Source organism: Oceanimonas aquatica (assembly GCF_030732065.1).
Classification (GTDB): Bacteria; Pseudomonadota; Gammaproteobacteria; order Enterobacterales; family Aeromonadaceae; genus Oceanimonas.
In genome coordinates this window covers 16,039-38,989 of the sequence record NZ_JAVBHX010000009.1, presented here as the reverse complement: position 1 = coordinate 38,989, position 22,951 = coordinate 16,039, and the positions used below count along the sequence as shown (strand labels likewise).

Annotated in this window: 22 protein-coding genes and 1 riboswitch; of the genes, 8 read left to right on the top strand and 14 right to left on the bottom strand. The window is 61.3% G+C overall.

Features of this window, described 5'->3' with window-relative positions:
- The first annotated feature begins 16 nt into the window (after positions 1-16).
- The gene (gene acuI, locus Q9290_RS13145; RefSeq protein WP_306080107.1) at positions 17-1,003 is read left to right on the top strand and encodes an acrylyl-CoA reductase (NADPH); all 987 of its coding nucleotides are present in this window, start codon (positions 17-19) and stop codon (positions 1,001-1,003) included.
- Here acuI and Q9290_RS13140 read toward each other — a convergent pair.
- Entirely contained in the window at positions 1,000-2,811 is a 1,812-nt protein-coding gene (locus Q9290_RS13140) for an ABCB family ABC transporter ATP-binding protein/permease (RefSeq protein WP_306080106.1), read from the bottom strand. The genes acuI and Q9290_RS13140 overlap by 4 nt on opposite strands.
- 245 nt (positions 2,812-3,056) lie before the next feature.
- A complete protein-coding gene (bamE, locus tag Q9290_RS13135) occupies positions 3,057-3,419 on the bottom strand; it encodes an outer membrane protein assembly factor BamE domain-containing protein (RefSeq protein ID WP_306080105.1) in 363 nt (120 codons plus the stop codon).
- Positions 3,420-3,616: 197 nt separating this feature from the next.
- Here bamE and zntB point away from each other — a divergent pair, with 197 nt between their 5' ends.
- Both zntB and Q9290_RS13125 read left to right on the top strand, forming a co-directional pair.
- Positions 3,617-4,588 carry a zinc transporter ZntB gene (zntB, locus tag Q9290_RS13130; protein WP_306080104.1) on the top strand — a complete coding sequence of 324 codons (972 nt, stop codon included), beginning with the start codon at positions 3,617-3,619 and terminating at the stop codon, positions 4,586-4,588.
- A gap of 61 nt (positions 4,589-4,649) precedes the next feature.
- The gene (locus Q9290_RS13125; protein WP_306080103.1) at positions 4,650-5,189 is read left to right on the top strand and encodes a glutathione peroxidase; all 540 of its coding nucleotides are present in this window, start codon (positions 4,650-4,652) and stop codon (positions 5,187-5,189) included.
- Positions 5,190-5,438: 249 nt separating this feature from the next.
- On the opposite strand, the gene Q9290_RS13120 is transcribed toward Q9290_RS13125, so the two are convergent.
- A complete protein-coding gene (locus tag Q9290_RS13120; RefSeq protein WP_306080102.1) occupies positions 5,439-6,971 on the bottom strand; it encodes a TerC family protein in 1,533 nt (510 codons plus the stop codon).
- Positions 6,972-7,372: 401 nt separating this feature from the next.
- Between Q9290_RS13120 and Q9290_RS13115 the strand changes: the two genes are divergently transcribed.
- The 4 genes from Q9290_RS13115 to Q9290_RS13100 all read left to right on the top strand — a co-directional run bounded on the left by Q9290_RS13115 (position 7,373) and on the right by Q9290_RS13100 (position 10,605).
- A complete protein-coding gene (locus tag Q9290_RS13115) occupies positions 7,373-8,155 on the top strand; it encodes a hypothetical protein (protein ID WP_306080101.1) in 783 nt (260 codons plus the stop codon).
- Between the two features lie 85 nt (positions 8,156-8,240).
- Positions 8,241-8,987, top strand: coding sequence for a 5-oxoprolinase subunit PxpA (locus Q9290_RS13110; RefSeq protein WP_306080100.1), 747 nt, complete (start codon positions 8,241-8,243; stop codon positions 8,985-8,987).
- The gene (pxpB, locus tag Q9290_RS13105; RefSeq protein WP_306080099.1) at positions 8,984-9,688 is read left to right on the top strand and encodes a 5-oxoprolinase subunit PxpB; all 705 of its coding nucleotides are present in this window, start codon (positions 8,984-8,986) and stop codon (positions 9,686-9,688) included. Before Q9290_RS13110 ends, pxpB begins: the two co-directional genes overlap by 4 nt.
- Positions 9,685-10,605 carry a 5-oxoprolinase subunit C family protein gene (locus tag Q9290_RS13100; RefSeq protein WP_306080098.1) on the top strand — a complete coding sequence of 307 codons (921 nt, stop codon included), beginning with the start codon at positions 9,685-9,687 and terminating at the stop codon, positions 10,603-10,605. The genes pxpB and Q9290_RS13100 overlap by 4 nt, the downstream gene beginning before the upstream one ends.
- 56 nt (positions 10,606-10,661) lie before the next feature.
- Here Q9290_RS13100 and Q9290_RS13095 read toward each other — a convergent pair whose 3' ends face one another.
- From Q9290_RS13095 to menA, 11 genes are all read right to left on the bottom strand, one after another.
- Positions 10,662-12,044 (bottom strand): NAD(P)-binding domain-containing protein, encoded by a 1,383-nt coding sequence (locus tag Q9290_RS13095; protein ID WP_306080097.1) that lies wholly within the window; start codon positions 12,042-12,044, stop codon positions 10,662-10,664.
- Between the two features lie 163 nt (positions 12,045-12,207).
- Complete coding sequence (gene thiE / locus Q9290_RS13090) at positions 12,208-12,822, bottom strand: thiamine phosphate synthase (protein WP_306080096.1); 615 nt, start codon at positions 12,820-12,822, stop codon at positions 12,208-12,210.
- Entirely contained in the window at positions 12,819-13,628 is an 810-nt protein-coding gene (gene thiM / locus Q9290_RS13085) for a hydroxyethylthiazole kinase (RefSeq protein ID WP_306080095.1), read from the bottom strand. The genes thiE (Q9290_RS13090) and thiM overlap by 4 nt, the downstream gene beginning before the upstream one ends.
- Before the next feature lie 140 nt (positions 13,629-13,768).
- Positions 13,769-14,170, bottom strand: coding sequence for an NINE protein (locus tag Q9290_RS13080; protein WP_306080094.1), 402 nt, complete (start codon positions 14,168-14,170; stop codon positions 13,769-13,771).
- 225 nt (positions 14,171-14,395) lie between these two features.
- The gene (thiH, locus tag Q9290_RS13075; protein WP_306080093.1) at positions 14,396-15,517 is read right to left on the bottom strand and encodes a 2-iminoacetate synthase ThiH; all 1,122 of its coding nucleotides are present in this window, start codon (positions 15,515-15,517) and stop codon (positions 14,396-14,398) included.
- Positions 15,514-16,284: a thiazole synthase gene (locus tag Q9290_RS13070; RefSeq protein ID WP_306080092.1), complete on the bottom strand. Its 771-nt coding sequence runs from the start codon at positions 16,282-16,284 to the stop codon at positions 15,514-15,516. The genes thiH and Q9290_RS13070 overlap by 4 nt, the downstream gene beginning before the upstream one ends.
- Position 16,285: 1 nt before the next feature.
- Positions 16,286-16,486 (bottom strand): sulfur carrier protein ThiS, encoded by a 201-nt coding sequence (gene thiS / locus Q9290_RS13065; protein WP_306080091.1) that lies wholly within the window; start codon positions 16,484-16,486, stop codon positions 16,286-16,288.
- Between the two features lie 3 nt (positions 16,487-16,489).
- Positions 16,490-17,242 (bottom strand): HesA/MoeB/ThiF family protein, encoded by a 753-nt coding sequence (locus Q9290_RS13060; protein ID WP_306080090.1) that lies wholly within the window; start codon positions 17,240-17,242, stop codon positions 16,490-16,492.
- A 2-nt stretch (positions 17,243-17,244) separates the two neighbouring features.
- Positions 17,245-18,753, bottom strand: a complete 1,509-nt coding sequence (gene thiE / locus Q9290_RS13055) for a thiamine phosphate synthase (RefSeq protein ID WP_306080089.1) — start codon at positions 18,751-18,753, stop codon at positions 17,245-17,247.
- The gene (gene thiC / locus Q9290_RS13050; RefSeq protein WP_306080088.1) at positions 18,750-20,705 is read right to left on the bottom strand and encodes a phosphomethylpyrimidine synthase ThiC; all 1,956 of its coding nucleotides are present in this window, start codon (positions 20,703-20,705) and stop codon (positions 18,750-18,752) included. Before thiC ends, thiE (Q9290_RS13055) begins: the two co-directional genes overlap by 4 nt.
- Positions 20,706-20,780: 75 nt before the next feature.
- Positions 20,781-20,885: riboswitch (TPP riboswitch) on the bottom strand.
- Between the two features lie 97 nt (positions 20,886-20,982).
- Positions 20,983-21,855: a 1,4-dihydroxy-2-naphthoate octaprenyltransferase gene (gene menA / locus Q9290_RS13045; RefSeq protein ID WP_306080087.1), complete on the bottom strand. Its 873-nt coding sequence runs from the start codon at positions 21,853-21,855 to the stop codon at positions 20,983-20,985.
- A gap of 125 nt (positions 21,856-21,980) precedes the next feature.
- Between menA and Q9290_RS13040 the strand changes: the two genes are divergently transcribed.
- The gene (locus tag Q9290_RS13040; RefSeq protein ID WP_306080086.1) at positions 21,981-22,889 is read left to right on the top strand and encodes an enolase-like domain-containing protein; all 909 of its coding nucleotides are present in this window, start codon (positions 21,981-21,983) and stop codon (positions 22,887-22,889) included.
- Positions 22,890-22,951 lie beyond the last annotated feature (62 nt).

Here is a 22,951-nt window from a genome sequence, read left to right as displayed (position 1 = left end):
TAAAAGGAGTACGCTTATGTTCAACGCCATTCTGATCAGCCAGGCCGACGACCAGACCTCCCAGGCCGCCCTTACTCAACTGAATACCTCGGATTTGCCAGAAGGCGAAGTCAGCGTACGGGTGGAGTGGAGCACCCTCAACTACAAGGACGCCCTCGCCATTACCGGCAAGGGCCCCATTGTGCGCCGCTTTCCCATGGTGCCGGGCGTGGATCTGGCCGGGGTGGTGGAGCACAGCACCAGCGACCAGTGGCAACCCGGTGATCGGGTGCTGCTGAACGGCTGGGGCGTGGGTGAAGGGCACTGGGGCGGACTGGCACAGCGGGCCAAAGTAAAGGCCGGCTGGCTGACCCGGCTGCCGGACAATCTCAACAGCCGTCAGGCCATGGCCATCGGCACCGCTGGCTACACCGCCATGCTGTGTTTAATGGCACTGGAGCGCCACGGCCTGACCCCGGACAAGGGCGAGGTGCTGGTGACCGGCGCCAGCGGTGGCGTGGGCAGCCTGGCCATCATGCTGCTGGCTCAACGGGGCTACCGGGTGGTGGCCTCGACCGGCCGCCTGGAAGAACAGGACTATCTGACCGCACTGGGTGCCGCCGAGGTGATGCACAGAGACGCGCTCTCCGCCCCCGGCAAGCCCCTGGCCAGGGCCCGCTGGGCAGCGGTAATCGATTCGGTGGGCAGCTACACCCTGGCCAATGCCTGCGCCCAGACCATGGAAGACGGCCTGGTGGCCGCCTGTGGTCTGGCTCAGGGAATGGACTTTCCGGCCACGGTGGCGCCCTTTATTCTACGTGGCGTCACCCTGCTCGGCATTAACAGCGTAACCCGCCCTCAAGGCGAGCGGGATCAGGCCTGGGCGCGACTGGCCGAAGAACTGGACACCGGCCTGCTGGAACAAACCACGCGGGAGATTGCCCTGAGCGAGGCCATAGAAGCCGCCGATGACCTGCTGGCGGGCCGGGTACGCGGCCGGCTGGTGGTGGATGTGAACCGCTAGTCTACCGCCGGCGGCTCATTTACTTGCCGGCGCTGCTGTTGTTGCAGCCGCCACAGTTGGGCGTAAAGACCGTCTTTGGCCAGCAGTTGCTCGTGGCTGCCCTGCTCGGCGATGCGGCCGTCCTGCATCACCAGAATGTGGTCGGCATCGACAACGGTGGACAGCCGGTGCGCGATCACCAGGCTGCTCTGCCCCCGCGACACCTCGCGAATGGCGCGCAGAATGCTGCGCTCGGAGCGGCTGTCGAGGGACGAGGTGGCCTCGTCAAACACCAGAATGGGCGGGCGCTTTAAAATGGTGCGGGCAATGGCCACCCGCTGCTTTTCGCCACCGCTCAGCTTGAGCCCGCGCTCCCCCACCAGGGTGGCGCTGCCTTCCGGCAACTTGGCAATAAACTCATCGAGGTGGGCCAGGCGAATGGCCTGGTTCACTTCGCTTTCGCTGGCGTCGATGCGGCCATAACGAATGTTGTCGTAAATGGAGGCGTTAAACAGCACCGTATCCTGGGGCACTATGCCGATGGCCCGGCGCAGCGAGGCCTGGCTCACTTCCCGTATGTCTTGGCCGTCGATGAGAATGGCGCCCTCGCCCACCTCGTAAAACCGAAACATCAGCTTCACCAGGGTGGACTTGCCCGAGCCGCTGGCTCCCACCACAGCCAGCTTTTGCTGCGGCCTCAGGGTAAAACTGAGATCGTGCAGAATTTGCCGGTCGGTGCGGTAGCCAAAGCTCACATTGCGAAACTCGATTTCGCCCCGGCCGACTTCAAGTTCAGGGGCATTTTCCGCATCATTGATTTGCGGCCGGCGGCGCAGCAGCGCAAACATGCGTTCGATGTTGGCCAGTGACCCCTTCATCTCCCGGTACACAAAGCCAAGAAAATTCAGCGGCAGAAACAGCTGCATCATAAAGGCGTTGATCAGCACAAAATCACCCAGGGTCATGGTGCCCGCCACCACCTGCTGGCCGGCCAGTATCATCATGGCGGTCATGGCCACGGCAATGATCAGCGCCTGAACGCCATTCAGTGCAAACAGACTGAGCCGGTTGTTGCGCCGGGCTCGCTCCCACTCGGCCAGATCCTGATCGTAGCGGCCCGCCTCGTACTGCTCGTTGTTGAAGTATTTCACCGTTTCAAAGTTGAGCAGGCTGTCCACCGCCCGGCTATGGGTTTGCGAGTCGGCCTTGTTGGCGGCACGCACATAGCGAGTGCGCCAGTCGGTGGCCACCACCGACCAGGCCACATACACCACCACGGCCCCAAGCGTAATCAGCGCAAACCACACCGAGTAGTTGATCAGCAGCAGCGCCGTGACCAGACCGATTTCCAGCAGGGTGGGCACAATGTTGAACACCATAAAACGCAGCAAAAAGCCCACCCCGGTCACGCCCCGCTCTATGTCCCGCGAGAGGCCGCCGGTGCTGCGGTTGAGGTGAAAGTCCAGCTCCAGCCGGTGCAGATGGTTAAACACATTCAGGCCAATGCGGCGCATGGCCCGCTCGGTGACCCGGCCAAACAGGGCATCGCGAATTTCGCCGAACAGCACATTGGCAAAGCGCACCGTGCCGTAGGCCAGCAACAGCCCCAGCGGCAGCGCCACCACAGTGCTGACGGCGGTGTCCATGCCGTCCACTATGTGCTTGAGAATAAAGGGCAGACCCACACTGGCCAGCTTGGCCGCCACCAGGCACAACAGCGCCAGCGCGATGCGGCCCTTCCAGGCCAGCAGGTAGGGGATCAGGGTTTTCAGGGTACGGACATTGATGGTGGCGTCATCCATATCCGGGTGGTACGAGCCTCGGCGCATAAGTCAGTCGTTTAAGTGAGGAATACTGATGAGCATACTCCGCTTTGGCGGAACGAACAGCATCGAGAACCTCGTCACAGCGGGCTAAATACTGTCAAAGTCATAAAGACCATATGCAAATGAGGAGAGCATTCATTTAAATGATCAACTCTACTCACTACGGAATAAAAACGGGCCTAAACAGGCCCGAAAAAGAAATCTAAGGGAGTTACTCATAAAGCTTTTACTCCTGAAAAATTCGAGCTCTAGAAGATTCCTGTCTTAATCTCCTGATCCGTATTATTGTAGGCATAACTTGATACTACGCCGCTCTCGTCAAACCATACTTGAAGTGTCTGAGTATTGGTGTCAGCACCACCGGCAACCAAGCCAACTACAGGTATAAATGAAGAAGCCTTAACCTGAGAGCGGGTATAGACGTACATGTAATACTTTTTTCCTTCAGAAGAAATTCCGACAGACATTGGGCTTCCCAGCATGCTTCTAACTTCAGTCTCTGTCGTTTCCCCTTTCACAATTCTTTCAACTTGTGATTGATCAATCTCGTTGCCATAAGATGCACAACCGGCCATAAGCGCCACGAAAAATAAGACAGCCAAACGTCTCATGTAATTCTCCTAGTCAACAATACTCAATTAAAAATGAACACCACATGTTCATGTTAATTTTCATTTGGATACATTCTGTCCTCTTTCCAATAAAATTCAATGCAAATGTCATTTTATAGACACAACAAAGAGGTTTCGCATGAACCTGCTCACACCTTGCTATAAGCTGTGAGTTTTCAACTGTGGGGAGATCGCCCATGGAAAAAATACCCAAACAGTGCATTTATCGCCTGCAACTGAGCGTTGAGGGCGGGTTGAAGCCCTTGGCGGCGGGGGCCGAGCTGCCGGCCACCACCACGGCGCCGGTGTGGCTGCATCTGGACTATGAGCAGCCCGAGGCCGCCGACTGGCTGCGCAACACCAACCTCGTCACTGAGAGCGCCCGCGAGGCCCTGCTGGGCCAGAGCAGCCGGCCCAAGCTGGTGCGCCAGGGCGACAACCTGCTGCTCACCCTGCGCGGCATTAACCACAACCAGGGCGACAGCCCGGAAGAAATGGTGGCGCTGCGCATCTACATCACGCCCTCACTGATTATCAGCAGCCGGCACCGGCCGCTGCTGTCGGAAAAGGATGTGTACGAGCAACTGGGCAACAGCGAAGAGCCCGTCACCCTGGGCGACTGGCTGGTGGAGATGTGCGATGCCCTCACCGACCGGGTGGGCGAGTTTGTGGAAAGCCTGCACGACCGCATTCTGCGGCTGGAAGAATGCATCATGGAGCGGGAAATTCCCGGCCACGGCCTGCTTGGCCATATGCGTAAACAGCTGATCCTGGTGCGCCGCTACCTCTCCCCCCAATTGGATCTGGTGGCGCGGCTGGCCAGCGAAAAGATCGGCTGGCTTAACGACGACGATCGCCGCCGCCTGCTCGACATTGCCGACCGGCTGCGCCGCTGGATGGACGATCTCGACGCCGGCCTGGCGCGCACCGCCGTGCTGGCGGAAGAGGTCAACAACATGATGACAGAGGCCACCAACCAGCGCGCCTACCAGATGTCGATCATGGCGCTGCTGTTTTTGCCCGCCAGTTTTCTTACCGGTCTGTTCGGGGTCAACCTGGGCGGCATGCCCGGGGCCGGCAGTCCGGCCGCCTTCTGGGTTTTCTGCCTTGGCCTGCTGGCTCTTGGGGCCGGGCTGGGGTTCTGGCTGCACCGCAACCGCTGGTGGTGAAGCATTTCTGCCCCTGCCGGGTCTGTTTGTTTCACTACCGGCCATAACAAGGAGTCTTGTAATGAAAGCTCTGTTCGCGACCCTGTGCACCGCCTTGCTCGGTGCCCCCGCCATGGCGGCGGGCCCCGACACCGCCGCCCTGTTTGAGCACCAGTTACCCCGGCTGCATTCCGATGACACCCTCGACATGCGCCAGTTTGCCGGCCAGCCGCTGCTGGTGGTGAACACCGCCAGCCACTGCGGCTTTACCGGCCAGTTCGAGGGGCTGGAAGCCCTGCACCAGCAATACAAGGAGCAAGGCCTGAGAGTGGTGGGCTTTCCGTCCGATGACTTCAAGCAGGAGGCCAAAAGCGAGGCCGAAGCGGCGGAGATGTGCTTTGTGAATTACGGCGTGACCTTCGACATGGCGGCCCCGGTAAGCGTGAAGGGCGACTCGGCCCACCCCATTTTCAAGGAAATCACTCGCCAGACCGGCAAGCAGCCCCGCTGGAATTTTTATAAATACGTGATCGACAGAGACGGCCGCGTGACCGAGGTGTTTTCCAGCATTACCGGGCCCGAGAGCAAGCGGCTGAAAGCGGCGATTGAGGGGGTTCTGTAGGTTTCTGTGCTGACTGTGGCATGGACTCCCGTCCCCGCCTTCGCTGGGGATGACATTCCTTCGCGGGAGTGACGAAAAAAGTGTGCGGGTGTGACAACGCCATCCACTGTCATACCGGCCTTGTGCCGGTATCTTTTTGCAGGCAACACGGTGCCATGTTCCCGAGATTCCGGGTCAAGCCCGGAATGACACAAGCTGCAGAATAAAAAAAGGGAGCACAGTGTGCTCCCTTTTTGATCAGTCACCGGCTCAGGCGGCCAGTGGCGTAATCCGCACCTGGGCGATGCGGAAGTCTTCCACTTCGGTCACCTCAAAGCGCAGGTCCTCGTGCTCAAACACGGCGCCGGCTTCCGGCAGCTGACCGGCCAGCGCCAGCAGCATGCCCGCCAGGGTGGCGTATTCGTCGTCCGGATCCACCAGCCCCTTGCGCGACAGCACCTGCTCCAGATAGTGCAGATCGGTACTGCCCTTCACCAGCCAGCCGTTGTCTTCGGTGATCACTTCCGGGTCTTCGTCTTCATCCAGAAACTCGCCGACAATGGCTTCCAGCAGATCGTGGGGGGTTACCAGGCCCTGTACGGTGCCGAACTCGTCGTTCACCAGTACCATGTTGCCGCGGGCGTCGCGCAGCACGTTGAGCAGCCGGATCACACTGATGCTGTCGGGCACAATAATGGGCGCGCCGCCTTCGGCCAGCTCGGCCAGGGTTTTGCCCGCCTTGAGGCCGGCCATCAGATCCTTGGCCCGCACCACGCCCAGCAGGTTGTCGAGTTCGCCGTCGCACACCGGAAACTGGCTGTGAGACGAGGCCATCAGCTCCGCCACCTGCTCTTCCCGGGTGTCGTTCACGTCCAGCCACACAATGTCGGAACGCGGGGTCATTACGGTGCGAATGGAACGCTCGGCCAGCGACAGCACGCCGCTGATCATGTTGCGCTCTTCTTCCACAAAGCCCTGCTGCTCGGTTTGCTGCGTGCTCTCCTGCGCCTCGTCTTCGGTTTTGTCCTTGCCGCCCATCAGCCGGAAAATGGCGTCGGTGGTGCGCTCCCGCAGGGGCCGGTGGGCTTCCTGCAGCACCTTGTTACGCTGGGCCAGCTGGTTGAAGAACTCGATCAGAATCGAGAAGCCAATGGCGGCGTAAAGGTAGCCCTTGGGAATATGGAAACCAAAGCCCTCGGCCACCAGGCTGAAACCGATCATCAGCAGGAAGCTCAGGCACAGCACCACTACCGTGGGGTGCGCGTTCACAAAGTCGGTGAGCGACTTGGAAGCCGCCAGCATCACCACCATGGCCACCACCACGGCAATCATCATCACCGCCAGGCTGTCGACCATGCCCACGGCGGTAATAATGGAGTCGAGCGAGAATACCGCATCCAGCACCAGGATCTGGGCAATCACCACCCCAAAACCGGCGTAAACGGTGCTGGTTTCTTCCTCGTGCATCTTGCCTTCCAGCCGCTCGTGCAGCTCGGAAGTGGCCTTGAACAGCAGAAACAGACCCCCGGCCATGAGGATCAGATCCCGCCCGGAGAAACTGAACTCCCCAAGCGTGATCAGCGGTGTGGTCAGCGTCACCAGCCACGACACCACGCTGAGCAGCGCCAGACGCATAATCAGCGCCAGGCTCAGGCCAATGACCCGCGCCTTGTCGCGCTGATGAGGCGGCAGTTTTTTCACCAGAATGGCAATAAATACCAGGTTGTCGATACCCAGTACGATTTCAAGAATAACCAGTGTCAGCAAACCCGCCCACACAGACGGATCCATCAGGAATTCCATGTTTTACCTCGTTGAGAGAATGTGGTGGTGCGGATCAGCGAATCACGCGCGCCAGGCCGGCAACGTGAGTATAGCCACGGCAGCGAGCGGGTCGGAACAAAACGGAGGACGCCAGAAATAGCGGAGAAAGGCAGGAAAATGAATGATTAACAGCGTGTTGCAAGCAACTTCGCGAGCAGTCCATATCGTACACCGGCGTTGGGCCGGACCTCTTGGTTAAAATGAGCGCATATCATAATCGGAATCCGCCCGCTGGCAATAGTCTTTACATTGCCCGGGCTTGACGATGAAACCGCCGAAAAGGATATATTTGACTCCTTCCTGTTCGAAACGGGGCGATAAGCCGTTCAACCCCTTCTGAACAAATGTGCCTCCGGCAAGTACCTCACAAGGAAAATACCATGCCCGCTTTTGAGTCCTTTGACGCCGACTTTACAGATCCGGTGATCGCCCTGTTCAACCCGCAGAACCTGCCCCTCGGCCCTCTGGCCATGAACTGCATTCGTCACCACACCCGGCTGCCCGATGATGGCAGCAACAGCCCGGCGGACATGGTGATTGTGCTGGCACCCACCGGGGCCGACCTGCCGTTGCTGCCCGCTCAAACAGCCACCACCGGGCTCTGCCTGGCGGTGCTGCCGCCAGACAGCCCGGCCGAGCTGAGAGCGGCGCTGGCAGAATGGGCCGACTGCCTGATCCTGGCTTGTCCCGAGCAGTATTCGCCGCTGCTGCGGGATCTCACCGAGCCGGTGACCCGCCCCAGCCTAATCGGGGTCGACTTTGCAGACCTTCGCACCGTGCTCTGCTCCGGCAAGGGCATGGCCCGCTACCACAGCGGCGCCGGGGAAGACGGCCTGAACAGCGACAGCCTGCCCGGCTACCTGAGCCGAAGCTTTAATGCCTGTTTTTCAAGCCAGCGGATCAGCGTGCTGGCGGTGCTGACCATGCACCTCAGCACCGGCATTGAAGACTTTAACGCCACCGCGAGCTACTTCCGCAACCTGGAGCCGGACGGCTGGCAGGTGAGCTCCATCCGTTTCGCCCACGAGAACGAGCCAATGCGTGTTGGCTGCTTTGTGGTGGAAGAGGTCAGCCTGCCCGTTCAGCGTGCGGACGACAAGCAGCCCTCACCAGACAGTAAATATCTCGACGTGCCGGCCTTTCTGAGGCAAAACGCAGAATAAACAGGCCATATGCTGGCCAGAGTGCCCGGCCCGCACAGACGCGGTAAGATGAAGGTCAGATTCCATCGCATAAGGAAGCGAGCTTATGGCCACACTGCTGCTGAACGCCGACATGGGAGAAAGCTTTGGTCCCTGGACCATGGGCCAGGACGAGGCGGTCATGCCCTTTGTGGATCTGGCCAATGTGGCCTGCGGCTTTCATGCCGCCGATCCCGACACCATGCGCCGCACCGTGGCCCTGGCCAAGGCGCACGGCGTGCGAGTGGGGGCGCATCCCGCCTACCCGGATCTGGTGGGTTTTGGCCGCCGCTCCCTGGCTGTTTCGCCCGCCGAGGTGGAGAACCTGGTGCTCTACCAGCTGGGGGCGCTCGACGCCATCTGCCGGACCGAAGGCACGCAAGTGCATTACGTGAAGCCCCACGGCGCCCTTTATAACGACATGATGCAAAACGAGGCCATTCTGGCGGCGGTCATGCGCGCCCTGGCGGCCTTTAACCCCGGCCTGCCGCTGATGCTGATGGCCACTGCCAACCCAGAGCCAGCACAGGCTCTGGCCAATGAGCACGGCGTACCACTGTGGTTTGAGGCCTTTGCCGACCGCGCCTACGACGCCGCCGGCTTTCTGGTGCCACGCAGCCGGCCCGGCGCCGTGCATCATGCCCCCGAGGTGATCGTCGAGCAGGCCCGGCGCATTGCCACCGGTGAGCCGCTGGTGACCATAGACGGCAATCCGCTCAGGCTCATCGCCCATACCCTGTGCGTGCACGGCGACAACCCCGAGTCCATTGCCGCCGTGGCCGCCATTCGCCGCATGCTGGACGGCCCGGCATGAACCCCAGGCTGGAAAACGCCGGCTTCGACGCCTGGCTGGTGCGGCTGTTCGACGACATCGACGAAGCCAACATGAACTGGATAGCCGCCCTGGTGCAGGACTGCGAGGGTGCCTTTGGCGACCACCTGGTGGATTTGGTGCCATCCTACACCACCCTGCTGGTGCAGTTCGATCCGCTCACGCTTGATCACGGCGAGGCCCGCCAGTTGCTGCAAACCCTGCTGGCCAGGCTCGCGCCGCTGGAAGACAACTCGCAGAACGAGGTAAAGGCCCTGCCGGTGTGGTATCACCCCAGCGTGGGGCCGGATCTGGCCCGGGTGGAACAGCATACCGGCCTGAGTGCCGGGCGGGTGATTGAGCTGCACAGCGGCCATACCTACCGGGTATTTGCGCTGGGCTTTGCCCCCGGCTTTGCCTTTATGGGCACCCTGCCCGAGCAGCTTGAAACGCCCCGGCTTGAAAGCCCCCGCCCGCACGTGCCTGCCGGCAGTGTGGCCCTGGCGGGCCGACAGACCGCCGCCTACCCCCGCGCTACCCCCGGTGGCTGGAACCTGCTGGGGCGCACCCCGGCAACTCTGTTTGATCCCGCCAGCCAAAGCCTGAGCCTGCTGCGAGTGGGCGACCGGGTCCGTTTTGAACCGGTCAGCCGCGCCGAATTTGAACGGCTGGGGGGCGATACCACGCCCATGGAGGCACCGTGAGTCTGCTGATTGAAAAACCCGGCCCGCTCAGCACCCTTCAGGATGCCGGTCGCTCGGGCGTACATCGCCTGGGTGTGGCGCAAGGCGGCCCGGCAGACCTGCACGCCTGGGCCTGGGCAAACTGGCTGGCCGGCAATACCTGGGGCGCCACAGCGCTGGAAATCACTCTTGGGGGGCTGACGCTGACCGCTCAGGCGCCCTGCCGGCTGGCGCTGACCGGCGCCGAGTTGCAGGCTCGAGTCAACGACCGCCCCGTCTCCAACTGGCAGGCGTTCACCCTTAATGCCGGCGATACTCTCGTTCTGGCCATGGCTCGCAACGGTGTGCGCGCCTATCTGGCGGTGGCCGGCGGCTTTACCGCAGAGCCTGTGCTGGGCAGTACCGCCTGCGTGGTGCGGGATGGTCTGGGCGGTCACAAGGGCGACGGCAGCCCGCTGGCCGCCGGTGACACCCTGGTGTTTAACGCGCAGGCCCAGACTGCAGCCCGGCCCCGCACCCTTCCCGAAAGGGAAGCTCTGGGTTACAACGACGAGCCCGTGCTTTCTCTTATCCCCGGCGCTCAGTTTCGTCATTTTGACGATCACAGCCTGATCGACGCCCTTAACCAGACCTGGTCCGTGGATCCCCGATCGGATCGCATGGGGATCCGGCTGGAAGGATCCTTGTTGCAGTGCAACATAGGATCGCTTGTCTCGGAAGGGCTGACGCTCGGCGCGGTGCAGGTGCCCCCCGACGGTCAGCCCATCGTGCTGCTGAACGACCGCCAGACCATTGGCGGTTATCCGCGTCTCGGCACCCTTACCCCCCTGGCCTGCGCCCGCCTGGCCCAGTGCCGCCCGGGCCAGACACTGCGATTGATCACCACCACCGCCAGTGAAGCCCAGCAGGAATACCGGGCATTTCGAGCACAGTTTTAAGGCACAAAAAAGCCCGCTTCAATGAAGCGGGCTTTTTATTCACCAAAGACTCAACCTCAGTCGACCTTGTCGAAGCTCTTGTTCTCGATGAAGTCGAGGGACATAAAGCTTTCCAGCGAGTCGTCCTTGATGTCCAGCCAGGTGCCCGGCAGGCGGGTGGCCATGGTGCCGGTTACGGTGGAGCGGTAGCACTTTTCGCGGAAGTTCATGATGCCTTCCTGCTTGTCCTGCTGCCATACCTTGAGCAGGGCGGCCTGCTCTTCCACCTTGAATTCGGGATAGTCGGTAGGACCGAGTAGATCACGAATGTAGCTGGCCTGGAAGTCGATGGAGTCGCAGCAGCCACCCAGCTGCTCGTGACGCGCCAGCCAGTGCTGCATGTCGGCGCGGCGCTCGTCGGCCTCGGGCAGCGCAATCTTGCCCATGATGACGTCGCGGGCATACCAGGCCTGGGCATCGAACATGTTGAAGGTGAAATACTGATCCTGCATGCCCAGGTAGATCATCTTCGGGTTGTTCTGGAAGAAAATGCCCTTGTACAGGTTGTCCGGGTACAGGCAGTTATGGGTCTGCAGCCGCAGCGCGTCCGGCAGGAACGGGAAGTGGAACAGGTAGCCGGTACACATGATGATGGCGTCGAACTCCTTGGTGGAGCCGTCGGCAAAATAGCCGGTGTTGCCGTCAAAATGAGCCAGCAGCGGACGCTCTTCCATGCCCTCGGGCCACTCAAAGCCCAGCGGGTTGCTGCGGTAGCTGATGGTGACCGACTTGGCGCCGTACTTGTAGCACTGAGAGCCAATGTCTTCCGCCGAGTAGCTGGCACCCACCAGCAGCACGTTCTTGTCCTTGAATTCCAGCGCATCGCGGAAGTCATGGGCGTGCAGTACCCGGCCGGGGAACTGCTCTACCCCTTCAAAGTAAGGCATGTTGGGGGTGGAGAAGTGACCGGTGGCCACGACCACATAGTCAAATTCGTCGCTTTCCTGCTGACCGGTCTTGTGGTTCATCACGGTCACGGTGAACTTGCCGGTGGCGTCGTCATGGCTTACCCAGCGAACCGGGCACTCGAAACGGATGTATTTAGAAATGGCCTGCTTGTCGATACGACCCATGATGTAGTCTTTCAGCACGGCACGCGGCGGATATGAGGGAATGGCCCGGCCGAAATGTTCGTCAAAAGAGTAGTCGGCAAATTCCAGACACTCTTTCGGGCCGTTGGACCACAAATACCGATACATGCTGCCATGAACTGGCTCGCCATTTTTATCTAAACCCGTGCGCCATGTGTAGTTCCACATGCCACCGATGTCACTTTGCTTTTCAAAACAAACGATTTCCGGCAGATCCTGAACGCCTGCCTTGCGAGCTGCCTCAAACGCTCTCAACTGTGCCAGACCACTGGGCCCGGCGCCCAAAATCGCGATTTTTTGCTTGCTCACAATCTAACTCCTTCTACTGCAAAAACCTTGCCATACTAAAGGAATTAGCTACGTATTTACAGACATTTGCGCAAAAACGCTGCAAAAATACACAAACACCCTAAACAATAGGGTGCTAACCGCTTATGTAAAAAGCATTTTTTGTGTGATTCAACTCGAGCTTTCACTTCATCATTCGACGCAGCGATCGCGCCGCCGAACGCGGACAGGACGCCGCGCAAATGGCCGACACCAGGGCCACACCGTGCACCCCGGTACCGGCCACTTGCCGAAGATTGTCGGCGTTAATACCGCCAATGGCGACGATTGGACGCGAACTGACCGAAAGTGCCCGTTTCAGGCCATTGAGCCCCCAGTGCTTTTTGAGATCGGTTTTGGTGGGGGTGGCAAAGATGGCACTCAGACCCAGGTAGTCCACCGGCAATGATTCGGACTCGAATAATTGCTGTTCGGTTTCAACCGACAGCCCCAGCAGCCGATCCGGCCCCAGCAACCGGCGGGCAAGAGCGGCGGGCAGGTCGGTCTGCCCCAGATGCACACCGTCGGCGTCCACCGCCAGCGCCACATCCACCCGATCGTTGATGATCAGCGGCACACCAGTGCCCCTGAGCGCGTCTTTTACCGCCTCGGCCCGCTCAATAAAGGCGCGCACGTCGCCGTGCTTTTCCCGCACCTGCACCAGGGTTACACCACCGGCGACGGCCTCGGCCACCACCTTTTGCAGGGTATCGGTAGGCTGGCGGTCGTCGGTGACCAGATATAAACGGTAGGGATTCATGGCGTGGTCACCGCAATTTTCAGGCGGTTGTCCAGGGCCTCGGCATCCAGCCGGTAGAGGGCATCGAGCAGGTTCAGCTGCAGGCTGCCAGGGCCTCTGGCCATGTCGGCGGCCAGCTCACCGGCCACGCCCATCACCGCGGCGGCGGCCACGCCCGAGGTCTCGCCCACGGCAGCAAAGGCACCGGTGAGCGCCGACAGGGTGCAGCCCATGCCGGTCACGAAGGGCATCATGGCGCAGCCATTGTTCAGCCTGGTCTCGCTGTTTTCATCGAGGATAATGTCGGTTTCGCCGGAGATAACCACACTGGCGCCGTAATGGCGGGTCAGATAACGCGCCGCCGCCAGCGCCGATTCCACGCCATCCAGCGAGTCCACGCCCCGCCCCTGAGCCTCGACCCCGGCGTTGTCACCGGCCAGGGCGATGATCTCGGAGGCGTTGGCACGAATGATCAGCCGCTCGGCCAAACCCGCCAGCCGGCGCGAGGTGTGAGTGCGCAGGCTGCTGGCACCACAGCCCACCGGATCCAGCACCACCGGCTTGCCGTGCTGGTTGGCAAGCATAACCGCCATCACCATGCGCTCAATCCAGCTGCTGTCGAGAGTACCGATGTTGATCACCACAGCCCCCACCAGCGGTACCAGCTCGGCCAGCTCATCCCGGGAATGGGCCATGATGGGCGAGGCTCCCAGCGCCAGCAGGCCATTGGCGCTGTTGTTCATTACCACATAGTTGGTAATGTTCAGCACCAGCGGCTTTTGCACCCGCACCGCCTTGAGCGCGGTAATGATTTGTTTTTTGTTCATTAGAACTTCCGCAATCATTAAGTTTATGGAGTTATTTTACGGCATTTTGCCATGAACATGCAGGGTTTAAGCCAAATGTCTAATCCGTATAAAAGACAAGGGCCCGCACTGGCGGGCCCTTGTTGCACAAATAAAACGCCTCAGCCAAAACGGCGGGAACGGCGGTTTACCTCGTCGATTTGCGCGTTGAGGGTGCAGTAGTCGTAAAGGTAGCCGAGCAGGAAGAGGCCGCCGGTGAGGAACCAGATAATGGCGGTGACCCACTTGCCCATATAGAGCCGGTGCAGACCGAAGATGCCGAGAAAGGTCATCAGTATCCAGGTGATGCTGTAGTCCTTGGGGCCGGTGGCGTAACGCTGATCGGCGGCTCTGTCCATAGACGGGATCAGGAAGAGATCCACAATCCAGCCGATAAAGAACAGCCCCAGGGTAAAGAAGTAAATGGTGCCGCTGACGGGACGACCGTAATAGAAGCGGTGAGCGCCCATGAACCCGAAGATCCACAATATGTAGCCGATCACCTTGCTGTGCGTATTGTTCATGCTGCTCCGCGCGGATTGATAAAAACGACCATTCTAGACGTTGCCGTGTGCAACTGCCATGCCTGTGGGCCAATCGGCGACCCGGCTCGTCGTGACCCTGCGGGAGCTGTAACCGGTAGGTTGGGATGAGTTTTACGAATCCCAACATTTCAGCCGTCGGCTCTGTTGTTGGGATTCGCTGCGCTCATCGCCAACCTACGGCAAGATTTGCGCTGTCGGACGGCTTCAGCGGCTTGCGGAGTAGCTGTTGTCCCAGTCCTTCCATACCGGCTGCAGGCCGGTGGCAGCAATGGCCCTGGCCACCTCGGCGGGAGTGCGGTCGTCGTCGATTTCGAACTGCTCCAGCTCTTCCTTGACGTTGTCCACATAGCCGCCGGGCTGGGTCTTGGAGCCAGCGCTGATGCTGGTGACGCCGAGGGGGATCACCTTGTCACGGAATTCCTGGGCTTCCCGGGTGGAGAGGCTCAGCTCCAGCTCGCCGTCGAGCATGCGGTAGGCGCAGATTAGCTGCACCAGCTGGCGATCGGTCATGATCGACTTGGGCTGCAGGCCACCGGTGCAGGGGCGCAGCCGCGGGAACGACACCGAATAGCGGGTCTTCCAGTAGTGCTTCTGCAGGTAACGCAGGTGCGAGGCGGTATAAAAGCTGTCGGTACGCCAGTCTTCCAGACCGTAGAGGGCGCCCAGGCCAATCTTGTCGATACCGGCCTGGCCCAGGCGGTCCGGGGTTTCCAGGCGCCAGCGAAAGTCCTTTTTCTTGCCGCGAATATGATGCTCGTCGTAGGTCAGGTGCTGATAGGTTTCCTGATACACCATGACGCTGTCGAGGCCGTACTGGCGCAGCTCGGCGTATTCTTCCCGGGACAGCGGCTGCACTTCCATCATTACGTAGCTGAAGTGACGCTTGACGATGGGCAGCATCTGCTTGAAGTAGTCCAGGCCCACCTTGCCCTCGTGCTCGCCGGTCACCAGCAGCACGGTGTCAAAGCCCATGGCCTTGATGGCCAGGCATTCCTGCTCGATTTCCTCGGCGTTCAGGGTCTTGCGCTTGAGCCGGTTGCTCATGGAAAAGCCGCAATAGGTGCAGTCGTTGGCGCACAGGTTGGACAGATACAGGGGAATGTAAAAGCCCACGGTATTGCCAAAACGCTGCCGGGTCAGCCGGTACGACTCCTGGGCCATTTGCTCAAGATAGGCCTCGGCCGCCGGCGAGATCAGCGCCATAAAGTCGTTCAGATCCCGCTTGGGCTTGGCCAGCGCCCGCTCCACGTCTCTGGGCTGCTTGCCGTAGATGCTCATTTTGATGTCATCCCAGTCCATGGATGACCAGACATCGAAGAAAGTCATAGGGTCTCCAGGAAGGCGGTCAGCGGACTGGATGCCTGGGCCTGCCGGCTTTGTCCGGCCAGGCCGGCTTCATAGGCCATGCGACCGGAGATCACCGCCTGGCGGAAGGCGTCGCCCATGGCCACGGGGTCACCGGCCACGGCAATGGCGGTGTTCACCAGCACGGCGTCGGCGCCCAGCTCCATGGCGTAGGCGGCGTGGCTGGGGGCACCGATGCCCGCATCCACTACCACCGGCACCGTGCTCTGCTCGATGATGATTTCCAGAAAGTCATGAGTCACCAGGCCCTTGTTGGAGCCGATGGGCGCACCCAGGGGCATGACGGCGGCGCAGCCGGCTTCTTCCAGCCGCTTGCACAGCACGGGATCGGCACCACAATAGGGCAGCACGATAAAGCCTTCCTTCACCAGCTGCTCGGCGGCCTTGAGGGTCTCGATGGGATCGGGCAGCAGGTACTTGGGATCCGGGTGAATTTCCAGCTTGAGCCAGTTGGTGCCCAGGGCTTCCCGGGCCAGGCGGGCGGCGAACAGGGCTTCGTCGGCATCCTTGGCGCCGGAGGTGTTGGGCAGCAGGTTCACGCCCAGCTCCAGCAGCGGCGGCAGTATGTCGTCGCTGTGGTTTTTCAGATCCACCCGCTTCAGCGCCATGGTCACCAGCTGAGACGCCGACGCCTGCAGGGCGTCCTGCATCAGCTTGCCGTTGGCAAACTTGCCGGTGCCGGTAAACAAACGGGATTCAAAGGTTTTATCGGCAATCGTCAGACTCATTTCAGCCTCCGGCAATGGCGTGGAACAGGGTAATGTTGTCGTTGGGCTCGAGCTGTCGCTCGGCCCACAGGCTGCGCGCCACCACTTCGCGGTTGAGCGCCACCGCCACCCCGGGCTTGTCCTGCTCCAGTTCGGCCAGCAGTTGCGCCAGGGTGGTTCCCTCGGTCAGGGGATGTAGTTCGTCGTTCAGAATAATGTGCATGGTTTAGCTCCCCTTGGGTCCACATACCGGACAGGCCGGATCCTTGGGCACCTTGAGGCCGTGCCAGCGGTGCGCCTTGGCGTCAAACAGCTTGAGCTCACCCCAGGGCACGGTGCCGGTGCCGGTTAAATACTTGATGGCTTCCAGTGCCTGCAACAAACCGATGGTGCCCACAACGGGGCCAATGACACCGGCGTTGCTGCAGGTCAGCCGTTCTTCCAGTTCGGGGCCATACAGGCAGCGATAGCATCCATGCTCGCGGGACGGGTCCAGCGCCAGCAGCTGGCCTTCAAAGCGAATGGCCGCGCCCACCAGCAGGGGTTTTCCCTCGGCGTAGCAGGCGGCGTTCAGGGCCTGGCGCACCGTCATGTTATCGGTGCAGTCCAGTACCAGATCCGCCTCGGCCACAAAGCCGGCCAGGCTGTCGGCGTCCATTTTCTGATTGACCGCCACCAGCTCGATCTCAGGGTTGAGCTTTTGCAGCTTTTCCCGGGCTACTTCGGCCTTGGCCATTTTCAGGCTGTCGACGTCATACAGGGTCTGACGCTGCAGGTTGCTGACCTCAATTTGATCGAAGTCGGCCAGCCACAGGGTGCCGACCCCGGCCGCCGCCAGATACTGGGACGCCGGCGAGCCCAGCCCGCCCAGGCCGACAATCAGCACGGAGGCATTTTTCAGCTTGAGCTGACCTTCCTCGCCCACCTCTTCCAGCAGCAGATGCCGGCTGTATCGCATGAATTCGCTATCGCTGAGCATGATTAGCCCTCCACCATTTGCAGCAGTTCCTGCGTGACCGCATCCGGGTCCGCCGCCTCGGTAATGGCGGTAACCAGGGCAATGCTGCCTACGCCGGTTTGTGCCACCAAAGGTACCCGGTCATTGCTGATGCCGCCAATGGCCACCAGCGGGAACTCGTCCTGCATCAGCGCCACGTAGCGGTGCAGCCGCTCCAGACCCTGCGGGCGGGACGGCATGTCCTTGGTTTTGGTGGGGAAAATATGCCCCAGCGCAAGATAAGACGGCTTCAGCTCCCGGGCCCGCAGCATTTCATAATAGCCGTGGGTGGAGAGCCCGAGCTTCAGGCCGGCGGCACGAATGGCTTCCAGATCCGCCACTTCAATGTCTTCCTGACCCAGGTGCACACCATAGGCGCCGTGCTCAATGGCCAGCCGCCAGTAATCGTTGATAAACAGCCGGGCGTTGTAACGCTGGCCCAGTTCAACGGCAGCCTTGATGTCTGCCGCTACCTCGACGTCGGCCTTGTCCTTGATGCGCAGTTGCAGGGTGCGAACGCCCTGCTCCAGCAGCCGCTCCAGCCAGGCCACGGTAGTGACCACCGGGTACAGACCCAGCTGGTTGGTGTCCATGGCGGCAAAGGCGCCCTCGGGGTGCGGACCTTCAATGCCCAGCTGCTTCGCAAGCGGGCTGCCCGGCATCACCACGGCGGGAAAATCGGCCAGGTCGGTGGGCCAGCCCAGATGGGCCACCGGGCCGGCACCGGCACCAATGCCTTCGGCGCCTTTCAGGCCCTGATTGACGTAGGCCTTGGCCAGTACCAGGGCGTCTTCAATCGGGTAGTCCTGGGCCACGGCGGTGGCAATGGCCGACGACAGAGTACAGCCGGTGCCATGACCGTGCTGAGTATCGAGGCGTGGGCTGGCCAGCCAGATTTCCCGTTCGCCGTCGCTGTAGAAGTCGATGGCCTGATCACCGGTCCAGCCGAGATGGCCGCCTTTGACCAGCACGGCACCTACGCCCATTTCCCGCAGGGCGGCAGCGCCGGCACGAAGGGCCTGGGGTGAGTCGGGCGCGATGCCCGACAGTGCTTCCAGTTCAACGGCGTTGGGAGTGATCAGGTCGACTTCCGGCAGCAGGTGGGTCTTGATGGCCGGCAGCAGGTTGGCCTCGGCCATGGACTGACCAGTGCTGGCAATGGCCACCGGATCCAGTACCACATACGGCTGCCACTGACGGCGGTATTCCTTGAGGTAGCGCGCCAGTACCTCGGCGCGCAGTCCGCCCGGCAGCAGGCCCACCTTGATGGCGGCGGCCTGCATGTCGGTGGACAGGGATACCAGCTGGCTGGTAAAGGCCTGCATCAGCACCGGCTCCACCATGGACACCGAGACCGAGTTCTGGGCGGTGATGGCGGAGATCACCGAGCAGCCGTGGCCGCCCAGTGCCTGTATGGTGTGCAGGTCGGCCTGAATGCCGGCCCCGCCGCCCGAGTCGGAACCGGCTATGGTCCAGACAATGGGTTTGGTCATAGAGTTTCTTGCTCCAGTTTGTCGGCCTGGTGATAGAGCTCACCGCCGCGTTTCTTGAATTCTTCCGACATTTTCGCCATGCCGGCCTGCACGGTTTCGGGCTCGCCGTTCATGCCCACCAGCTGCACTTCTATGTTGTTTTCCAGGCTGGCGGCGTAGTCGCGCACATCCTGGGTGATTTTCATGGAGCAGAACTTGGGTCCGCACATGGAGCAGAAGTGCGCCACCTTGCCCGATTCCTGGGGCAGGGTTTCGTCGTGGTAGGCCCGGGCGGTTTCCGGATCCAGCGCCAGGTTGAACTGGTCGTTCCAGCGGAACTCGAAGCGTGCCTTGGACATGGCGTTGTCGCGGATCTGGGCGCCCGGATGGCCCTTGGCCAGGTCGGCGGCATGGGCGGCGATCTTGTAGGTGATCAGGCCCTGTTTCACGTCTTCCTTGTTGGGCAGCCCCAGGTGCTCCTTGGGCGTAACGTAACAGAGCATGGCGCAGCCGTACCAGCCGATCAGCGCGGCACCAATGCCGGAGGTGAAATGGTCGTAACCCGGGGCGATGTCGGTGGTCAGCGGCCCAAGAGTATAGAAGGGCGCTTCGTGGCAGTGCTCGAGCTGCTCTTCCATGTTGCGCTTGATCATGTGCATGGGAATGTGGCCGGGGCCTTCGATGATCACCTGCACATCGTATTCCCAGGCGATTTTGGTCAGCTCACCCAGGGTATGCAGCTCGGCGAACTGGGCCTCGTCGTTGGCGTCGGCCACGGAGCCCGGGCGCATGCCGTCACCCAGCGACAGGGAGACGTCGTAGGCGGCACAAATCTCACAGATCTCGCGGAAGTTCTCGTACAGGAAACTCTCTTTATGGTGGGTCAGACACCACTTGGCCATGATGGAGCCGCCGCGGGACACAATGCCGGTCACCCGCTTGGCGGTCATGGGCACGTAGCGCAGCAGCACGCCGGCGTGAATGGTGAAATAGTCCACGCCCTGCTCGGCCTGTTCAATGAGGGTGTCGCGGAACACTTCCCAGTTCAGGTCTTCGGCCACGCCGTTGACCTTTTCCAGCGCCTGGTAGATGGGCACGGTGCCGATGGGAACCGGGCTGTTGCGCAGGATCCACTCGCGGGTTTCGTGAATGTAGCGGCCGGTAGACAGATCCATCACGGTGTCGGCGCCCCAGCGGGTGGACCACACCAGTTTCTCCACTTCTTCCTCAATGGAGGAGGTTACCGCCGAGTTGCCGATGTTGGCGTTGATCTTCACCAGGAAGTTGCGGCCGATGATCATGGGCTCGGCTTCCGGGTGGTTGATGTTGGCGGGAATGATGGCGCGGCCTTCGGCCACTTCCTTGCGCACGAATTCGGGAGTGATGTTTTCCGGCAGGTTGGCGCCAAAGTTCTCGCCCGGGTGCTGCTTAAGCAGCAGTTCGTCACGCACCCGCTCGCGGCCCATGTTTTCGCGAATGGCGATGTATTCCATCTCGGGGGTGATGATGCCTTTGCGGGCGTAGTGCATCTGGGTCACGCACTGGCCGAGCTTGGCCTTGCGCGGCTTGGGCAGGTGCTCAAAGCGCAGGTGATCCAGGCCGTCGTCGGCCATGCGCTGCTGGGTAAAGTGGGAAGTGGCGCTTTCCAGCTCGGCGGTGTCGTTGCGCTCCAGGATCCAGTCACGGCGCAGCTGGGGCAGGCCCTTGCGCACATCGATTTCGGACTCGGGGTCGCCGTAGGCGCCGGAGGTGTCATACACCGGTACCGGCTCGTTGGCTTCAAAAATCGGGTTTTCTTCGCTGCCGCCCTTGAAGCTGTCGGCCAGGGCAATTTCGCGCATGGCCACTTTCAGATCCGGGCGTGAACCGTCGAGGTAAATACGGGATGAATTCGGAAAAGGTTCGCCCTTCAGGTTATGAATGTATTCCTGGGCCTGACTGCGAACTTCACGACGGTTGGTTTTTTTTGACATAGCAATCTCACTTTTGCGTCCATAGGGTGAAAATGCTTGCCGGGAGTGTTGAGAAAAGAGCCGGCGAAGGTCCGATGCCGCTCTTCACTTGTTTCCCTTCGCAGGTATTAGCCTGATCAGGTTCAACGGATCCCGCTGCTTTCGCGGTCTCAGCCCGTGAGGGCACTCCGACAAGATGGTCGCAGTATAACCAGAGCGAGTTCACAAAAGCAAAGGCGTTCTCAGGCCGGCCGAGTGCCAAAAATGTACCGGGCGCTTACTTTTTTGCATAGGCGGCTCACGCCGTCACCAGCCCCAGTGCCAGCCCGGCGGTCAATACCAGAGTGCCTTTGGCGGTGAGCGCCAGTGCCCGGTTCAGCTCGGCGCCTTCACGGGTCAGCACCAAATTCAGCCCTTGCGCCAATGGCCACAGCCCCGCCAAGGCCACTACGCCCCAACCGCTTATCAGCCGCTCGGCGGCCAGCAGGGCCAGCGCCAGCAGCCCAGCCTGCCAGGCCCGGGCCCGGGGCAGCCCCAGCCGCAACGCCAGGGTATGTTTGCCGGCTTTACGATCGCCGTCCAGATCGCGAATGTTATTGATATTGAGCACCGCCATCGACAGCAGGCCCGCCACCAATGCCGACCAGCCGCCGGTGGCGGTAAGTTCAGGCTGCATCAGCCAGCCGGTGCCCAGCACCGCCACCGGGCCAAAAAACACAAACACTGCCGCATCCCCCAGCCCCGAATAGCCGTAGGGCCGCCGCCCCAGGGTATAGCCCAGGGCCGCCAGCACCGACAGCGCTCCCAGCAGCAAAAAACCGAACCAGGCGATGAGATCGTTCCCCAGTGCCAAAGTCAGCAACACCAGGCCGCTGACCAGTGTCAGCACCACCACCCGAATCATGGCCCGGCGCAACTGCGCCGGAGTCACTCGCCCCGAGGCCAACGCCCGGGTTGGCCCGGTGCGCTCGGCGCCGTCGGTGCCGCGCAGGCCGTCGCCGTAATCGTTGGCCAAGTTCGACAAAATTTGCAGCAGCAGCGCGGTAAGCAGGGCCAGTGCCAGCACACCGGGCTGAACGGTGCCGGCACTGGCCGCCCCCAGCAGGATGGAGGCCACCGCCAGCGGCAGGGTTTTAGGACGAATGGCCAGTAGCCAGGTAGTCAGGGGCATGAAAACGAATTCCTCTTATCAAGGTGGCCCTATGATACTCACTCAGCCCCTGCCATAAACCCCGCTGTCGTTCACATCAACACCATGTTATTTTTATGTGAAAGTAAATATGTGAGAGTCACGCCATGTCCATCTCGGTTTATCGCTATGCCCTGCCCCTGACCAGGGAAAAACTGATCGACGGCGTTACCGTACGCCGCCGCCACGGCTTTTACGTCAACATTAACGGCCACTGGGGCGACGTGGCCCCGCCGCTCACCGCCGACCCGGCCGCCACCGAAGCCGAGCTGCTGGCCGCCTGCGAACGGCTGGAGCAAGGCCTTGAGCCCGATGCCACTCTGCCCTGGGTGCGTTTTGGTCTGGGCTGCGCCCTGGCGCCGCTGGCGGCAGCCCCCGCTCCCAGCCTGCCATTGCTGGAAGGCGAGCGGGAAAGCATTATTCGCGCCTGGCGCTGCCGCCGGGTGCAGCCCACTCGAGCCTGGCTGACCCTGACCGGCGATGTGCAGTTTGACGCCGGCCTGGTACGGGAGCTGTCCATTCTGGTGCCCGGCCTGCGCCTGGTACTGGACGCCGGCGGCCGGCTCAGTGAAGCACAACTGATTGGTCTATGGCGGCATATCGACGTCCGCGCCATCGACTGGCTGCTGGATCCCGGTACGAATGAAGCCGAAACTCGCAGGCTGGCCCAACAACACGGCTGGCCGGTGGCGCTCAGTGCCGAGCGCTGCGGCGGCGTGGTGCCGGCCCCGTTCGAGGAGTTGCGCGCCCTGGTGCTGCGCCCTTCCCTGCTGGGCAAGCCGGCACGTTGCCGGCTGCTGGCCGAGGCCGCGCAAGACCGGGGAATGGAAGTGATGCTGGCGGGCAACCTGGAAAGCGGCCTGGGCCATCAGCATATTGCGCAACTGGCGGGCGAGCTGACGCCGAATTGCCCGGCCCTGCTCGACGGCCTGCGCTATTTGCTGCACAGCGGCGTGAATGCGCAAGGGCAACCGCAGGCGCAAAACCTCACCCTGATTTACGGCCCGGGCTGCTGATAAAACCGCCACAAAACACGCACCAAATTGGTGCAAAACGCAAGGTTTTCTTGGCATTATGA

What these genes read in the sequence shown, in the direction of transcription:
- menA (WP_306080087.1), bottom strand. Translation starts at nt 21,855, where the DNA reads ATGCCCCTGACTACCTGGCTACTGGCCATTCGTCCTAAAACCCTGCCG.
- Q9290_RS13070 (WP_306080092.1), bottom strand. Translation starts at nt 16,284, where the DNA reads ATGAGTCTGACGATTGCCGATAAAACCTTTGAATCCCGTTTGTTTACC.
- Q9290_RS13040 (WP_306080086.1), top strand. Translation starts at nt 21,981, where the DNA reads ATGTCCATCTCGGTTTATCGCTATGCCCTGCCCCTGACCAGGGAAAAA.
- zntB (WP_306080104.1), top strand. Translation starts at nt 3,617, where the DNA reads ATGGAAAAAATACCCAAACAGTGCATTTATCGCCTGCAACTGAGCGTT.
- Q9290_RS13120 (WP_306080102.1), bottom strand. Translation starts at nt 6,971, where the DNA reads ATGGAATTCCTGATGGATCCGTCTGTGTGGGCGGGTTTGCTGACACTG.
- Q9290_RS13125 (WP_306080103.1), top strand. Translation starts at nt 4,650, where the DNA reads ATGAAAGCTCTGTTCGCGACCCTGTGCACCGCCTTGCTCGGTGCCCCC.
- Q9290_RS13060 (WP_306080090.1), bottom strand. Translation starts at nt 17,242, where the DNA reads ATGCTCAGCGATAGCGAATTCATGCGATACAGCCGGCATCTGCTGCTG.
- Q9290_RS13115 (WP_306080101.1), top strand. Translation starts at nt 7,373, where the DNA reads ATGCCCGCTTTTGAGTCCTTTGACGCCGACTTTACAGATCCGGTGATC.
- thiH (WP_306080093.1), bottom strand. Translation starts at nt 15,517, where the DNA reads ATGACTTTCTTCGATGTCTGGTCATCCATGGACTGGGATGACATCAAA.
- acuI (WP_306080107.1), top strand. Translation starts at nt 17, where the DNA reads ATGTTCAACGCCATTCTGATCAGCCAGGCCGACGACCAGACCTCCCAG.
- thiM (WP_306080095.1), bottom strand. Translation starts at nt 13,628, where the DNA reads ATGAACAAAAAACAAATCATTACCGCGCTCAAGGCGGTGCGGGTGCAA.
- Q9290_RS13110 (WP_306080100.1), top strand. Translation starts at nt 8,241, where the DNA reads ATGGCCACACTGCTGCTGAACGCCGACATGGGAGAAAGCTTTGGTCCC.
- Q9290_RS13140 (WP_306080106.1), bottom strand. Translation starts at nt 2,811, where the DNA reads ATGCGCCGAGGCTCGTACCACCCGGATATGGATGACGCCACCATCAAT.
- thiC (WP_306080088.1), bottom strand. Translation starts at nt 20,705, where the DNA reads ATGTCAAAAAAAACCAACCGTCGTGAAGTTCGCAGTCAGGCCCAGGAA.
- thiE (WP_306080089.1), bottom strand. Translation starts at nt 18,753, where the DNA reads ATGACCAAACCCATTGTCTGGACCATAGCCGGTTCCGACTCGGGCGGC.
- Q9290_RS13080 (WP_306080094.1), bottom strand. Translation starts at nt 14,170, where the DNA reads ATGAACAATACGCACAGCAAGGTGATCGGCTACATATTGTGGATCTTC.
- bamE (WP_306080105.1), bottom strand. Translation starts at nt 3,419, where the DNA reads ATGAGACGTTTGGCTGTCTTATTTTTCGTGGCGCTTATGGCCGGTTGT.
- pxpB (WP_306080099.1), top strand. Translation starts at nt 8,984, where the DNA reads ATGAACCCCAGGCTGGAAAACGCCGGCTTCGACGCCTGGCTGGTGCGG.
- thiE (WP_306080096.1), bottom strand. Translation starts at nt 12,822, where the DNA reads ATGAATCCCTACCGTTTATATCTGGTCACCGACGACCGCCAGCCTACC.
- thiS (WP_306080091.1), bottom strand. Translation starts at nt 16,486, where the DNA reads ATGCACATTATTCTGAACGACGAACTACATCCCCTGACCGAGGGAACC.